Source organism: Terribium retamae (assembly GCF_022347545.1).
GTDB classification, from domain to species: Bacteria; Pseudomonadota; Alphaproteobacteria; order Rhizobiales; family Rhizobiaceae; genus Mesorhizobium; species Mesorhizobium retamae.
Genome location: NZ_JAKREW010000071.1, coordinates 1 through 15356 on the forward strand (window position 1 = coordinate 1; position 15356 = coordinate 15356).

Annotated in this window: 12 protein-coding genes and 1 pseudogene; 6 read left to right on the forward strand and 7 right to left on the reverse strand. The window is 58.5% G+C overall.

Annotation, left to right across the window (positions count from 1 at the left end; all coding sequences use genetic code 11):
* The 4 genes and pseudogenes from L4923_RS29110 to ftrA all read right to left on the reverse strand — a co-directional run.
* A pseudogene (locus L4923_RS29110) lies at positions 1 to 225 on the reverse strand (hypothetical protein); the annotation flags it as partial.
* A gap of 325 nt (positions 226 to 550) precedes the next feature.
* Positions 551 to 1084, reverse strand: a complete 534-nt coding sequence (locus L4923_RS29115) for a GNAT family N-acetyltransferase (RefSeq protein WP_239370598.1) — start codon at positions 1082 to 1084, stop codon at positions 551 to 553.
* A gap of 80 nt (positions 1085 to 1164) precedes the next feature.
* Positions 1165 to 2751: an EAL domain-containing protein gene (locus tag L4923_RS29120; RefSeq protein ID WP_239370599.1), complete on the reverse strand. Its 1587-nt coding sequence runs from the start codon at positions 2749 to 2751 to the stop codon at positions 1165 to 1167.
* A 195-nt stretch (positions 2752 to 2946) separates the two neighbouring features.
* Entirely contained in the window at positions 2947 to 3960 is a 1014-nt protein-coding gene (gene ftrA, locus L4923_RS29125) for a transcriptional regulator FtrA (protein WP_239370608.1), read from the reverse strand.
* Between the two features lie 202 nt (positions 3961 to 4162).
* Between ftrA and L4923_RS29130 the strand changes: the two genes are divergently transcribed.
* Positions 4163 to 4744 carry an MHYT domain-containing protein gene (locus L4923_RS29130; RefSeq protein ID WP_239370600.1) on the forward strand — a complete coding sequence of 194 codons (582 nt, stop codon included), beginning with the start codon at positions 4163 to 4165 and terminating at the stop codon, positions 4742 to 4744.
* Between the two features lie 212 nt (positions 4745 to 4956).
* On the forward strand, positions 4957 to 6999 hold the full coding sequence (locus L4923_RS29135) for a putative bifunctional diguanylate cyclase/phosphodiesterase (protein ID WP_239370601.1): 2043 nt from the start codon (positions 4957 to 4959) through the stop codon (positions 6997 to 6999).
* Between the two features lie 212 nt (positions 7000 to 7211).
* Here L4923_RS29135 and L4923_RS29140 read toward each other — a convergent pair whose 3' ends face one another.
* Positions 7212 to 7832 carry a hypothetical protein gene (locus L4923_RS29140; RefSeq protein WP_239370602.1) on the reverse strand — a complete coding sequence of 207 codons (621 nt, stop codon included), beginning with the start codon at positions 7830 to 7832 and terminating at the stop codon, positions 7212 to 7214.
* Between the two features lie 146 nt (positions 7833 to 7978).
* Between L4923_RS29140 and L4923_RS29145 the strand changes: the two genes are divergently transcribed.
* Positions 7979 to 8227, forward strand: coding sequence for a helix-turn-helix domain-containing protein (locus L4923_RS29145; RefSeq protein WP_275448643.1), 249 nt, complete (start codon positions 7979 to 7981; stop codon positions 8225 to 8227).
* Positions 8228 to 8339: 112 nt separating this feature from the next.
* Here L4923_RS29145 and L4923_RS29150 read toward each other — a convergent pair whose 3' ends face one another.
* Positions 8340 to 8828, reverse strand: a complete 489-nt coding sequence (locus L4923_RS29150) for a helix-turn-helix domain-containing protein (RefSeq protein WP_239370604.1) — start codon at positions 8826 to 8828, stop codon at positions 8340 to 8342.
* 1001 nt (positions 8829 to 9829) lie between these two features.
* On the opposite strand from L4923_RS29150, the gene L4923_RS29155 reads away from it, so the two are divergent.
* The gene (locus tag L4923_RS29155) at positions 9830 to 10582 is read left to right on the forward strand and encodes an Ig-like domain-containing protein (protein ID WP_239370605.1); all 753 of its coding nucleotides are present in this window, start codon (positions 9830 to 9832) and stop codon (positions 10580 to 10582) included.
* A gap of 231 nt (positions 10583 to 10813) precedes the next feature.
* Here L4923_RS29155 and L4923_RS29160 read toward each other — a convergent pair whose 3' ends face one another.
* Positions 10814 to 12901, reverse strand: a complete 2088-nt coding sequence (locus tag L4923_RS29160; RefSeq protein ID WP_239370606.1) for an O-antigen ligase family protein — start codon at positions 12899 to 12901, stop codon at positions 10814 to 10816.
* 202 nt (positions 12902 to 13103) lie between these two features.
* On the opposite strand from L4923_RS29160, the gene L4923_RS29165 reads away from it, so the two are divergent.
* Both L4923_RS29165 and L4923_RS29170 read left to right on the forward strand, forming a co-directional pair.
* Positions 13104 to 13886: an ion transporter gene (locus L4923_RS29165; RefSeq protein WP_239370607.1), complete on the forward strand. Its 783-nt coding sequence runs from the start codon at positions 13104 to 13106 to the stop codon at positions 13884 to 13886.
* A 774-nt stretch (positions 13887 to 14660) separates the two neighbouring features.
* On the forward strand, positions 14661 to 15356 hold a 696-nt coding region (locus tag L4923_RS29170; RefSeq protein ID WP_239370609.1), incomplete at its 3' end, for a peptidoglycan L,D-endopeptidase MepK.

The following is a 15356-nucleotide window of genomic DNA, read 5'->3' on the forward strand; positions in this document are numbered from 1 at the left end:
TGGTCGCGCGGGCGGGGGGGCGGGTATTTGTGAAAACCACACCGCATCGACCGCTCCGCCGCCGAGAAGGCTGCCGAGGATGGCTGCGCCACCGACGCCGCCGATCGCGCCACCGAGGATCTTGGGAAGCTGAGACATTGCAGCCTGCTGCAGCGCCGCACCCGCGGCCTGACCGCCGATGATGCCGGTGACCACCTGGACGATGATCGGAAGAAGTGTTTCCATTCTATAGTCCCTCCTTGGATGCCTGCCGCCGCAGGCAGACATCGAAATGAGACCGCGAATCGGTTGAAAGTCAAATGGCAGAAAAAAGCGCGAGCAAAAAAGCAGCGCATAACTGCTCTTTGAACACGAGCAGCCAGACTTGCTGGGCCGCAGCGACTGCCCTTGCAGGTTGCACAGCATCCGCATAGGCCTGAACAAGCGCTCTGCTGATGGTGCCATCCGAGAGCCCCTGCCTCCATGCACGTGAGAGACATACCTGGCGACATCCGAACCAAACAGGCCGACGTATCCGGGCCCGGCGCGCACAGCGCAGTCCAACTCTGGGTTATCTGGTCTTTCGCGGGGTGTCGCACATCGAACTCGGCGCGCCCCTATATACATAGTAGTCGTATCCGCCATACTGAAACTGCGATGCTCTCCGCATTTGCAGTTTTTCATGAGCGCGAATGGAAGCGAGATTGTCGTTTCGGATGAAGAGCACAGCCTCCTCGCCTTCCCGGAATTTTTCTATTCCAGAGTATAGCAAAGCCAATAAACCAGCCCCACGCTGATCCTGCGCAACACACACAGGACCGTAGATATAGAATGGTCCTGCCGGCCTATAGGCTGAAAGCATGGCTTCTATGATCGCAGGCTGATCCGTTGACGGGGATTTGGAGAACAATACACCAACAACACGATCCTGTTTCTTGGCAACGACTGCTTGGGCCCCCTTTTCAAAGGCCAAACATGTCACCTTTCCAATGTCATATTCCCCGAAGAGACCGCCGCCGCGGGCAGCGGAATTCGCGCGCAGCAGCCCGGTGATTGCCGGGAGATCGGTTTTGCAGGCTCCCGCCACTTCATATTCTGTATTCATGGTCCCTCAGCTTCTTATGAACCCGCTTGCCGTTTTGGCTGTACATCCGTTGATCGCAATGGAAACCTCAAATTTCGCCGTCAGGCGATTTCGCGGCGGATAATGGCAGGGCCAGGCCCGAATTCCTTTTGCCGGGCATGGTAAAAAGCGGCGAAATCAGCGGCAGCCAATGGCTTGGAAAAGAACCAGCCCTGACCGTACTGAACGCCATGTTCGACAAGATAGTCGGCTTGCCTTTGCTGCTCGATCCCTTCGGCCACGATGAGGAGATCCAGCGTCTTGGCCATGTCGATAATGTGCGGCGTGATGGAACTCGTGGCCGCGTCCAGCCCGACGGTGCCGACAAAGGATTTGTCGATCTTCAGGGCGTCGAGAGGCAAGTCCTTCAAATATTGCAGGCTGGAATAGCCGGTACCGAAGTCGTCGATCGCCACCGAATGGCCAAGCCGCCTTGCTTCGTCGATCGTGGCACTGGCGGAGGTTACATCCATGAAGCCTCGTTCGGTTGCCTCGAGCCAGATCTGCTGGGCGAGGACATTCGTCCCTGCGAGCGCACGTTGAATGACTTGCAGGACGCGACCGGAATGGATGTCAACGGCCGCAAGATTGATCGCCACGTGCAAGGAACGATCGGCCGCAAGCAGGCCCCCCAGGTCCTTCATGACATTTTCGATCACCTGATCGGTGATATCCTTTATCAGTCCGCTTTCTTCGGCGATGGGAATGAAGATGTCCGGCTGCTCCATCTGTCCATCGGGTCGCCGCCATCGCACCAGCGCTTCCGCTCCCACGCAGATGCCGCTCTTGAGCTCGATGATCGGCTGATAATGAACGACGAACTCCCGCCGGCCGACCGCGATTGCAAGTTCTCCGCGCAGGGAAAGCCGCCGTCGCGACACCCAGACAACCAACCCGATCATCAGTGCGGCGATGAGGACGCCAAGCGATAGAAGCAACAACTGCTCCCGGTTCATGTCCATCACCAAGCCGATCTCCGGAGAAAGGGCCACGGCAACCCACGCCCGGCCCCTGGCGGCGGCGGAGAGCATCTGCGTGTCCACATCACCTTGCGGATTGGCGACGATGCGCTTGACCGTGTCGGGGTCGGGGTCGTTGAGCGCGGCGACAATCATGCCGTCCTGGGTAGCAATGGCCAGACTCGTGCCGGTACCGGCCAGCACGTCAGCCAACCGGGCAGGATCGGTGACGACGCTGTAGGATCGAAAACGGAAATCGATCATTGGGGCATCGTTGGCGATCCGCAACTGGAGCTTAGTCACACTTACGCCGTTCGCAGCCGTGAATTCCGCCTTTGGCCGGGCAACTGCCACATCAGGCGCTCCCCAGGAATTGCAGATGAGCTGGCCGTTCGCGAAATAACCGATATCTTCGATCGAGCGGGTGGTGATGACGATCGCGCGCATTGCCGCGACATGCTCAGGCGAACAGGCTGGCGCAACCAGATGGTCGGCGGCCTTGAGCGCGCGTGTGGCGTCGTCGAAAACCGCATCGGCGCGGGTGACGGCATATTCGGCGAGTTCCTTCAGCCGGGCTTGTTCGCGGCTGACCGCGAGCGTCCATGAAACATAGAACGCCGCCAGAATCGGCAGAACCGCACAAAGTGCGGCCACGATACAGGCGAAGATGACGATATGTGATCGTTCCAAGAAAGCCTCGTAGGTTGAGTGCCGAGGCGCCCGGCAGGCCACCGGCAAACGGATTTGGCGAAGCACGAGTTCTCGCCACGACCGCCTTGAGATGTTCGTCCCGGCTTGTAGATTTCCCAGTTCCGAAAAGGGTCATCCTATCTCGAATGACACCGCGCGTCGGCCATGTCAGCACAACGCGGTTAAATAACGAGGTTAACTCTTGAACCGATCGCCGAATGCTTTGCGATAGGCTGCCGGCGCCAGCGCGTATTGTCTGCGAAATTGATGCCGCATGGCCGAAGTCGAGGCAAAGCCGGTGACGCGGGCCACGTCCTCGATTGGATCATAGGTGTTTTCAAGAAGGTCGACAACTTTGGAGAGACGCACTGAATTCAACCACTTTGCCGGTGTCGTCCCCGTGGCCGCTTCGAAGCGGCGCAAGAATGTGCGCCTGCTCATGCCCGCGATCTCCGCCATTTCCGGAATGGAGTAGGTTGTTGCGAGATCGGAGCGCATTTGGTCGAGCAACTTCCCCAATCGTCCTCCTTCGTGCACCGACGGCACCGCGCGATCGACGAACTGCGCCTGCCCCCCTTCCCGATGCGGCTGGACAATCATGCGGCGCGCCACCATGTTCGCTGCCCTGGTTCCAAAATCCCTGCGGATGAGATGCAGGCACAAGTCGATGCCGGCAGCCCCGCCCGCAGAACTCAGGATATCGCCATCGTCCACGTAGAGGACATCCGGCAAGACAGTCACCTGTGGGTAACGTTGCGCCAGATGTCGAGCGTGCTGCCAGTGCAGCGTCGCCTTGCGGCCGTGCAACAATCCGGCAGCCGCCATCACCATCACGCCGGAACAGATCGACATGATGCGGGCACCGTTGCGATGCGCCAACCGCAGCGCTTCGACGAGTCGGTCTGGAACCGGCGCATCGAGCCCCCGCCATCCCGGAACAATGACCGTGCCGGCCTGCTCTATCAGGTCGCAGCCGCCGTCGGCAAGAATGCGGATGCCGGCAGTCCCGCGAAGCGGCTCCGCTTCCAGCGCCGCCACCGCAAACCGATACCAATTGCTTCCCATCTCCGGACGCTCCAATCCAAATATCTCCACCGCGATGGCGAATTCGAAGGTGCAGAGACCATCATAGGCAACAACCACGACGAGAGGGTTGGGCAGCCTGGGCAAGACGATCGAATTTGGCACGAACTTGGCGAAATTTGGCACCTGGTCCACTTTCCGGTCCTACCACACAGCTCTTATCTTTACCGAAGCCTTGCCCGGAGAATCCGGAAACTGAGTTCCTTCTTGATCTTTGCAAGACGCAAAATCGCAAAGAACAGCAGATCGCCAAACGACGGCAAGACATTCGAGTTTACATACACGAAAATTCCCCAGCACAAAAGAATTATAGAGACCGTATCAATACATGCAAACGAAGTTCATATTCGCAACGTTCGTGAATTTTGCTTTTATATACATTGGGCTCTTTTATATTTTTCGAGAACTGACTTCAGTGAAACCCGTTCGAACCAGCGGCTTGGGAATTTTACGGACCGGCACCGCGCTTGGGGTCTTGATGTGGTCGTCGACCCTGCTGTCCTTCATGCTGGCACGTCACGGCCTAAGGGATGTTTTCGAAGCCGTTCCCTTGTTCGCGGCGTTGCTGATTGCCGTTATGGGCTGTTGTTACGGGACGGCGCTCATCATGGCAACGAGCTTCCGAAATGCCTCGGTTTTTGGTGGAGCCGCGATAGGATTCACGGTCGCATTCACCCATTTTGCGACGATGATTGGACGGCATCCCTCCACGCCCTATGAATGGCGCCTCGATCCGCTCCTGCTTGCGCTGGCAATGGCGATCGTCTTTTCGGCCCTTGCCCTGCGGATCATCGCGACGAAGCCATTTTCCCGTTCGTTCGAAATCGGTTGCGCGACCCTTGCGGCAGGCACTTCCGTGACGTTGGCATTTTCGCTCCAGGCAGTGCTTCCCCTATCCGCCACCGCCTGATTTCCACCCCGCTGCACAGGCGCCGACGGGGACAACGACAGCGCCGGAAGAATCGGTCCGGCGCACCGACCATCGGTCGAGCAGTCTTTTCTTGATATTATCAAATATTAATTTCAACAGTACATGTATAATCCTCAAGACAATTAACTCGTTAATAACTCAAGACTCATAGAACGCAGTGAACCGTCACCTGCATCGTCTCGAGTCTTCCCATGATGTCTGTTATTGCCTGCATCACCTTTGAGCACGATCTCCGGCTTGTGCTTCTTGCCGCGGTGATCTGCATCGCCGGGTCATGGTGCGCGATCAGCCTTTTCACCCGCGTCGTGGCCACCGGCGGTCTCCAGCGCGCGGGGTGGCTGGTGCTGAGCACCATTGCAGGTGGCGCCACCATCTGGTGCACGCACTTCGTCGCGATGATCGGCTACAAGGTGGATCTCCCAATTGTTCTCGATCCCCTGATAACCGCATTCTCGCTGTTGATTGCCGTCATCGGCGTGGGCCTGGGGTTCTGGCTCGCCACGGCACGCGGACCTCTGGCTCCAGCGGCTGGCGGCGCGATTGTCGGCCTGGCAATTTCCGCCATGCACTACGGCGGCATGATCGCTTACCGCGTTCAGGGGATCGTATCCTGGGATAACCACTATCTGCTGGCGTCGATCCTACTTGCCGTGGTGTTTTCGGCTGCGGCAGTTCACGTCGCTGTCCAAACGACATTTCGGCACCACAAGGCAATGGCGGCCGGGCTTTTTGTCACTGCTGTCATTACCCTCCATTTCACCGCCATGACGGCGTTTCGCATCCAGCCCCTCATTGTCGAACCGGGCCAGGCAAATGCTGAGGCCCTGCTGACGCTTGCGCTGGCGATCTCCGGCGTGGCACTGCTGATCGTAATATCCGGCGCCGCAAGTTATGTGATAGATGATCGCGCGCGCGCGGACTCGTTCGAACGCATCCGTCAATTGGCTCTGAACGACAGCCTGACGGGCCTGCCCAATCGCGCCAGTTTCCGCGAATTCATGGCCTGCGAGGTTCAGGCGGTGCGTCGTGATGGAGGCGAGCTTGCCATGATCGGCATCGACCTGGACCGCTTCAAGGAAATCAACGATTTTCGTGGCCATGCCGCTGGCGACGAGGTCTTGAAGATCCTGAGCGGCCGTATGCGGACATCGCTTGCCGAAGGTGAATTCATCGCACGACTGGGCGGCGACGAATTTGCGGCGGTGCATCGCAAGCACAATGAGCAAAGCTTGCGGAGTTTCCTCGATCGGCTGGAGAAGGCCCTGACCCAGCCGATCCATCTGGACGACTACCAGTTCAACCCCGGGGCGAGCATGGGCGTCGCGATCTACCCAAGGGACGCAAAGGATCTGGAAACACTTCTGAGCAATGCGGACCTGGCGCTATATCGGGCGAAGTCGAGCAAGGCGGACAAGATCTGTTTCTACGAACCCGAAATGGATGAAGCCGTGCGCGCCCGCAGATCATTGGCCGGCGACCTGCGAGATGCCATCGCCAGCGACCGCCTCGAGGTCCACTATCAGGTGCAGACATCGGTTTCGACCGGCGAGATCAAGGGCTTCGAAGCGCTGTTGCGCTGGAACCATTCCGAACGCGGCTACATCCCGCCTGCCGAGTTCATTCCCCTGGCAGAAGAAGAGGGACTGATCCTGCGCCTCGGCGAGTGGGTGCTTCGTCGAGCCTGTGCGGACGCACTTACCTGGGATCCAGCCTATCGGGTCGCCGTAAATTTTTCGCCATTGCAATTCATTCATGCAAATCTCGGCGCGCTGGTGATCTCGGTTCTCATGGAAACGGGCTTGGCGCCCCGCCGCCTGGAGCTCGAATTGACGGAATCCGCGATCTTCGCTGACAGGGATCGTGCCCTGCACATGCTTCGTCAAATCAAGTCGCTTGGCGTCAGCATAGCCCTCGATGATTTCGGGACCGGTTATTCCTCGCTCGAAACGCTTCGTTCTTTCCCATTCGACAAGATCAAGCTCGATGCCTCATTCATTCGGGAAGTCGAGCGAAGCCCTCAGGCAATCGCCATTGTACGCGCGGTACTGGCGCTGGGCAAAAGCCTCGACATTCCGGTCCTTGCCGAAGGTATCGAAACAGAAGGCCAGCTTGCCCTGCTGCATCAGGAAGGTTGTGACGAGGCTCAAGGATTTCTGCTCGGTCGTCCGGCCACATTGCCGGATATCCTGGAGAAGGCCAAAGGTCGCGTGGTAAGATTCGCGGCAGGCAGGTGATAATCGAATCTGCAACCGGGACATCCGGTGCTGATTTTGGCGTTGACTTGGGCAGTTGCCGCCTTGCGGTTCACACCCTGCTCTTCCATTCGGCCGCGGAAGAAATCCTTGATGTTTTCCATGATCTCGCGCGCGTCCCCGGGACAGGGGTCGACAGGATCAACGCATTCCTGCAAGCTTCGTGCACGCTGCTGTTTCCTTTTCTGCCGAGATCATCCGTTGGCTTGTCGTTCGGTCCAACGGCGAGCCCCCTCCCCGCTTTCGGAGGGATGCCGCAGTCGAATATCGTCGAAACTCGTTTGCCCAGGCGCCGCCTTCCCCGCGATGATGACAAGGTCATCGAGCGCTGAGCGGATCAGAGGCCAGGGAAATTCGCCGTCGTGTTCCGATGGTTCTGCTTCCTTCAGAACGGCATCGAGTTTGGCCGCCACTCCGGCAAGCGACTTGGCGGGGGTCTCGCACAGCGCCCCCAACAGGGCGTCCATCCGATCGGCCGCCCCCTGCTCGGCATGCAAGGCGTCTGAATAGCCGCACGCCTTATCGGCGGCATCCCACCGCGCCTGGAGCACCGGGACGCCCGCCTGGGGGATTCCAACCGTTTCCAGGAGTCTGCGCTCCAGGGACTGTTGCTTGCGACACAGCCGTTCCGTTTCCTGACGAGCCAGTTGCCATCTGCGCCACACCACGAGCGAGGGATCGGAAACCGGCTCCGCTTCCCCATCGGCGCCGACAACCGCGGCTTGATCACACGCCGCAACGGCAACCGCAGCCCCCAGCAATACTGCCCTGCGGGTGACGGAGGGCAAAGTCGTGCTATTGTCGGAATCAGCCATTGATCCGAGCTCCTCACAGCTTGTGGGATGGTTAGGTTGGGCAGATGCAGCAACATCTGTCCAACCGATTTTTGAAAATCGACTAACGTCCGCCATTTAAGCAGACATCCCATGCAAAAGTCAATCAAAAAGCCTGATTTTATCTGATGAACCAAATCTCTTTGGAGCAATGCAGAGGCGCTAGAGCGATGCTTGGCTGGAGCCAGACCGATTTGGCAGTGGCTGCGCGTGTTTCGCGTGCAACGGTTGTAGATTTCGAACGAGGGTTACGCATCCCTCACCGAAATAATCTCGCTGCCATTCGTGAAGCACTCGAATCTGGCGGTATCCAGTTCATTCCGGAGAATGGTGGCGGGGCTGGTGTGCGATTGGCACGGCGGTCAGGCATTATATAGCCGTAGCTCGAAGACCCAGAGCTTGGCAGGCCGGCAACGTATGGCAATTGGATGAGCTGGCTTTGTTGCCTGTTGGAATGTCTTGCACTCAGCAGGCGCGAGCTCGTCACCGTCATTTCTCGTTCTGCGCCCGCAAGTACTCCAACTCCTCTCCCAATGCCGCAACTAACGCTGACACACGACCGCGCAGCTTAGGATGTAGTAGCAGCAGTCTCTCAACCAGATGACGGCCCTCCGCGCTGGCAATATATTCTATGCGCACGTCAATAGGGAGTGAGGTCATCGTTGTGCTATCTTCGTTGTTTCCTGGCAACCCTTTGAAAAAGCGGCTGACGGGAACACCGAGCGATCTTCCGATCTCATAAAGCATAGATGCGCTTACGCGGTTCTTTGCGTTTTCATATTTCTGGAGTTGCTGAAAACTGACTCCGATAGATCGGGCGAGTTGGACTTGCGATATGTCGGACTGGACTCGCACCAAAGCAATCTGCCTGCCAACATGCTGGTCAACGTGATGGGTAGTGCCTCTGACGCCAAGGTTTAGCCGCGCCTGAACGGAGCGCGAGCCGGTGGATCTCGAAAGAGCTCTCCGATGCTGCATTTGTCCCTCCCCGGATGGAGAGTTTGTCGCGGTACGCCCCCGCGAAACTCACCAAGCCTCCGAATGATCGGGGAGTTGCAACCGCACGAAACGGCCCTGCAGCCTTTAGTTCCGGAGAACCTGGACATACGCCACAGGCTCCCCGACCCGAAAGGTCAGAGAGTTCGATGCTGAGTCAACCAGCACCAGTCGTTCGTGGGGGTTGCAAGCCCCAAGGCAGCGCGTACTGCCTCGCATCAAGAGGTAGGAGAAATCGCCGGCTTTTTCCAGTCATTTATAGCCAACGTGTCAGCCGACGCGGACGCGATAAGCAATTCCGCGACCACCCCGTGCCAAGGCAGCCAAGTCTTTTGACTGACAACGGGGCGGCCACCAGGCTGAGACCCGCGATAGCGACCGCCCATCCAGTAAAATTTTCTAAAAAGAGCGAGGCGCGCAGAAGGTACCTTCCTGTCGAACACCGAAGCTGGCGTATCGCCCGCATTATTCTTCCTCGTCACCAGGATCAACCGAGAGGCCACGACGGAGAAGAAATCGATCGCATTGTTTTGCCAGGGGCTTCCACAAGGGTCCTATCCCGCTTCCGCAAAGGCATGCCCATGCGGTCCTGCCACGCTGTGATGTGGACGGGTTGGTTCGGTGTGGTCTGTGACGGCGATGTCATGCCCGCCAGGCAGTTCGACCTCCCCTCTCAGGTCCGGCGCACGTCAATCGGCGCTACGCAAAGTGAATGATACATACCAGGACACAAGGCCGTCATCTGTCCAAAGGCGGGACGCTCAAAATTCGCGCGAGGATCGCCGCTCGGTACGACAAGGCCCGAAGGTCATACCCCGGGTCCGTCACTGCAGCCAGTCTCCGGGTAGTCAGTCCGCCAGACTTCTATTTGCCATGCCGTCTTGAATGCCACCAATGGTTGTGATAATAGGACAAACACAATCCAAGATATATTAATCTTGTTGAATGATATCGAAAAACGGGGCTGATGAAGGATAGCAATGATGATGACGCATCCGCAAAATGCCACCGGTGGAGTGACCACCGACATCCCTGTCATTGTCTCGGTACAGGATAGCGGCGGCAGAGTGCCGGACGGTGGAATGACTTCGGATTCGCGTTTCATCTTGACGGGCACCGCAAGAGCCGGAGAGCGCATCAAAATCCAGATCTTCCCCTGGATCGGAGAAGGCGCTTCAGGCGAAAGCGATGTCGCAGCAGACGGCACGTGGCTCTATACTGCGGAGAATGTTGCTGACGGCAATCATGGCATCGTGGTCAAGGGTTTGTATGGCGACGAACCGATATCAGCACCGCGCCGGTTGCTGGTGGCCCGAGAGGCATTGAGCGCGGCCGAGGACTTTGAAGACATCGCGCTGGGTCCCACGAAAGAACTCCTGCGACCGAAAATGAAGATATCTTCCAGCACGGAATTCTCGATCGAAGACGGCGGGGGATTAGCGCCTTTCATTTCTGGAAGATACCTCATTACGAAAGGAGACAGTATACTGATCTCCCTCAACAGGCCTTACAACACCTTGTCCTTTTCGTATTCGGTCGGAAGATGTGATGCTTATCTCTATGATGAAGATGGCAAGGAGCAAGGGACGATATTGTACGGCACCGCGTCTGCTTTCTGGGCTTTGTCCAAATCGATAAAGAGAATCGAGATCAGGAGAATCTCCGGTATATTGAAAATTGACAACATGCTGTTTATGGAGATGGAAGACATCTCGCTGAGAGCCTTCTCGCTGTAGCGCGACGCGCAACATCTATTCCAAAAGAGCGCAACATCTCAATTCCAAAAGATATGAGATCGAGGCCGTGGACTTTCTTTTAAGTTGCTGGTGGCTTCCTGTTCGGTGCGAACATCTCGATGACGTTTATCAATGGCAAAGGCCAATCATCAAGCAGAGGTCCATGCCTCCCTGGCATTGGCGACTTTCTTTGATAATTCTTAATGCGGGGATCCCTGTTGCCCGACTGCATTAAAAGTACGTCGTCACCTTCACACGGCCCGCCCTTTGACGCAGAAAAAAGCAATGGAAGCCAAAGGCAGCTGCGAACCACGCGAACGCCTCGCCAACAGCCAGCCGATTGATGGAGTTGCCGAGGAGCGTTATTGCAAAGAAGATGAGCGTTGAAACATAGCAGTGCCAGGCTGCCGGATCGATAAGCTGTGCGCGTGCTGCGTCGTGCACCTGTGCCGCGGCCCACAGAAACATGAAGATGAAGAAGGCGAGCCCCACCAAGCCGTACCGCACGGCGACTTCGAGATAGCCGTTGTGCAGCACATCGTCGATGCCATCGCCGACGACGTCTAGCCATTCGGCGGCCCAGTTTGAGCCTGCGCCGAAAAGCAGGTGGTTGCTCCACACTTTGAATGCGTCGTTCCACAGCAACAAGCGCACCTTGAAAGCTTCCGGCGCTGCCTCTCCAGCCAGGGCTTCCTGAACGGTAAACGGTACCCCGCACAGAAGGATATCAGCGACAAAATGCCAGGCAGACAGGGCCGTGTCTCCATCTGTCGTCCAGACGAACTGCCAGCCAAAAGCGGCGATCGCGACCGACACGACCAGCACGAGGCAAATGGCGAACCGTTCACGACGATTGCCCTCCAACAGCACAAGCGCGGCAAGCACAGGAAACGCGATGGCCAGCGCCGTCCATGCGCTTCTGGACTGCAGGGTGAGCAGATTGACCACGGCCAACACTGTCACCGCGGCGGCCAGCCCCCCCAGCCAGAACCGTGCAACAAGGGTGGTATCGTACCTGCCGGTAATGTGGATGGTGAATCGCGCCGCACTCAGAAAAACGACAGCGGCTGCGACGGCTGCGTGCATCGCATTGTCGAACATCCAGATCCGAGGCTCACCCCCCCGCGCGATCGCTGAATGGTCGGTGCCAATGGCAAGCAGGGCCAGGCTTAGTCCCATGAAAGCCAGTATTGCCGCACCGGGCCGCCGCACATAAGCCCACAACGCAAAGCCCGTCGTGGGATAAAGCAGAGGAAGCAGATAGCTTCCCTGCAATGTCTCGAACTGTCCGGTCTCGGAATAGGCGATCGCGAGGCGGGCAAGGACATGGATGCCCCAACCGACGCACAACAGGCCCACCCAGCCGATCAATGGCTTGCCGTAGGTCCACAGGTCGAAACGGAACCAGCGCCAGACGGCAGCGGCCACGAAGATCAGCCCCGCGAGGCGGTAAGTTTCGGCTTCGTACCAAACGGCCGAAACGAAGACCATGAGCAGCATCAACGTCACCACGGCCCAGCCATTGGTTTGCGGCGGCTCCGGTGTGTCGGCATTCAACGTCGTCCGGCCGAGTGGCGGCTTCTTAAAAACATGATGAAGACGCCGAAGATGGTCCTCGATGCGAAAGACGGCTGCACCGAGCCGCTTTTGCCAGGCAAAACGCATCGACCTATAGCTTCCCGATGGACCCACGATGCTCGATCGAGCACGGCTTGGGGAGAAGGCAAGCACGTTACGCCGCACGCAATAGACGTCGGTGTTGGCGGCCCAGAAACGCTCGAGTGCCATGTCCCAGGGCAACTCCATCACCCTGAGGGTTTCGCATAACCTGCGCGCGCCCTCGCGCGAGACGAGATAGGCCGCCGCCGATCCTTGCGGGCCATGCAGCGTCCGACCGATCTCGTCGCCCATAGCGGTGCGGGCGGCCCGGATGAACAGGCGCACCCGGTGACTGGTGAGCTTGACAGCATCAAACGCGGGGACTGCTGCGACGATCGCGTCGATACGCGGCAGGGTATCGGCGTCGAACGACACGTCGTCCTCAACGATCAGGCCATATGGCCTGCCATCCTCCAGGAACCGTTCCAGCGCCCGCAAATGGCTGCGATAGCAGGCACATTCGGCCGCCAGGATCTCCCGGCCATTCTGCCTGCGCGCGCTGGCCAGGTCGATATCGGTCCAGTCTTCAGGTCTCAGCGTCCTGCCGTCGCAAGCAGCAATGCGTGTGAGCACCACCCCGGCCTCCCTGGCACTCGCCTGCAGTTCGTTCCAACGCCCGGTCTCGCGGTCCAGGTTGATGACGAATATCGGAAAACTCATGACACCGCGCTTACATCAGAAATCGCATGCGTGGCTACCCGGGAGCCGGGTTGAGGAATTCCGGAATCCCGAATTTATGGCTGATCTTCCGATCACAGATGCTTTATCTTCGGGCTGTGCAAGGCCCGTTTGCCCGGCTCCCTTCTCCCGGACACTGGACGCCGCCGTCCGCTGGCGCTATCGCACGCCCATGATTTTCAGATTGGAACCTGCATGGAAATGGGGCGCTTTCCTGGCTCGCCTGCGGAGCCGGCTGCGCAGGCTCCATTATGGCGCGACGCCGGCGGCATTCCGCTTCCAACTCGCCGCAATCGCGGTGGACCTGGCAATCATCGCCTTCTTTGTCGCCACACCCGTGCTGCAGGAATGGCAATCCTTCCTGTGGCTCGACTACGCCATCGCGATATTGGTGGCAGCCGACATGGCGGCGCGGCTGCTGGCATCGACGGATGCGTGGCGCCTCATCAAGCGGCCCGCAATGTGGGTGGATGGTTTTATCTTGCTTACACTTCTATTTCCCGCCGCGCTCGCCAATCTCGCCTTCCTGCGCATTCTGCGGCTCTGGTCGGTCTCGCGCAGCGGCGCGCTTTGGCGGCATTTGAAGCGCGTGGAGGTCTGGCGCGAACCCGTACAGGCTTTCGTCAACCTCGTTACCTTTCTTTTCGTGGCGACAGGCTTCGTCTACACCTTCTTCTTTCGCAACGGTTCCGGTTTCGAGGATTATGTCGATGCCATGTACGTGACCGTAGCCACGGTCACGACAACTGGCTTCGGCGATATCGTCTTGCCGGGCGTTGCGGGAAAGCTGACAGCAATCGTAACGATGATCGTCGGCATTTCCCTGTTCATGCGATTGGCGCAGGCGCTATTTCGGCCCACGAAGGTCCATTTCCCATGCCCACGATGTGGCTTGATCCGCCATGACCCGGATGCTGTCCATTGCAAGGCGTGCGGGCAGATCCTGAACATACCGAACAACGAATAGCGGCCATGCTGCAGGAGCCACCGGCAACTGGGATATCGGGTTGCGTCGCGGCGGCCCAACCATCCGGTGACGCGATAATCAAGCAAGACGGTGCGAGGCTCGCGACCATCGAAACATCGGCCTGAAGGATTGCCCGACGACACCGTGAAGAAGCGACCGACCGGCATAGCATGCGCGCATCGTGCCGGCCCCTTGGCCAACTGCCTCCGGCGACAAGCTGGCCAGTTGCGCCAAAAAAATGCCGCAAAAAACACAGATCAGGCGACCGTGCGCGAACGACCGCTTCCTCTTCGCCTGCGAAAGGGGTGTTTCGTGAGCCCCTTCGGTATCCGTCTCAGTCAGTCCCGGCTAGGTCCAAGAACGTTGTTGCTCAGAATCCATGGTGCGAAAGAAGAGCGCGTTGAGGGAGATAGATTTCTCCCGCCCTTCGGCGCGATTTTCGGGGCCGGAGCGCCAACAGCCTCTCGGACATCGGCGCCTCGTCGCCTGGTTCTGTATACGAATTTTTAATCAACATGTAATCCATGTTTCCGCGGGCGACAGTATCATCGCTGTCATGCCCGACCCACCCAGGGCCGTCCGGCTCCCGATTGGTAATCGACACGGGCCTTTAGGGGTCAATTTGCAACGGCGGTCCGAGACTGTCGGCCAGCGCCCGCGCCATCGACGCGGCAACAGCACGGAATCGGTTTTTTGAACGAAAACGGGATCAAGAAGCATATTTTCAGCCTTTTCGGCACGCCAAAGCTGGCGGCTTTGGTCGCATTCCTCGGCATGACGGGTGCAGCGCTCGCCGAAACCCGCACGCTGAAACTGTATCAGGTTCATACCAACGAAAAAGCCGAGATCGCATACAAGCGTAACGGTCGCTATCTTCCCGATGGGTTGAAGAAGATCGACCACTTCTTGCGGGACTGGCGCCGCAACGAACCGACCAAGATGGATCCACGCCTGCTCGATCTGCTTTGGGAAACCCATCGCGCCAGCGGTTCCGATTCCCATATCAATATATTGAGCGCCTACCGCGCTTCCGCCACCAACGCCATGTTGCGCGAACGCAGCAGGGGGGTCGCCAAGAACAGCCAGCACACGCTGGGCAAGGCCGTCGATTTTTACATCCCCGGCGTGCCTCTGAAGAAGCTGCGCAACATCGGCCTGCGCTTCCAAAGCGGGGGCGTCGGCTACTACCCTTCCTCCGGCTCACCTTTCGTGCATCTGGATGTGGGCAGTGTACGCCACTGGCCAAGGATCAGCCGCCAGGAGCTGGTTGCTGTTTTCCCGCAAGGCAAGACGCTGCATGTACCTTCCGACGGCAAGCCGTTGCCTGGCTATGAGCAGGCACTCGCCGCCTCCAAGGTGGATCGTGGCGGCACCGCCACGCTGGCGCTCGCGGGCAACGGCACGGACCGGCGCAAGTCCGGTGGCCTGCTGGCGGCCCTGTTCGGCGGCGGCGGCGATGAAGACGAAGAC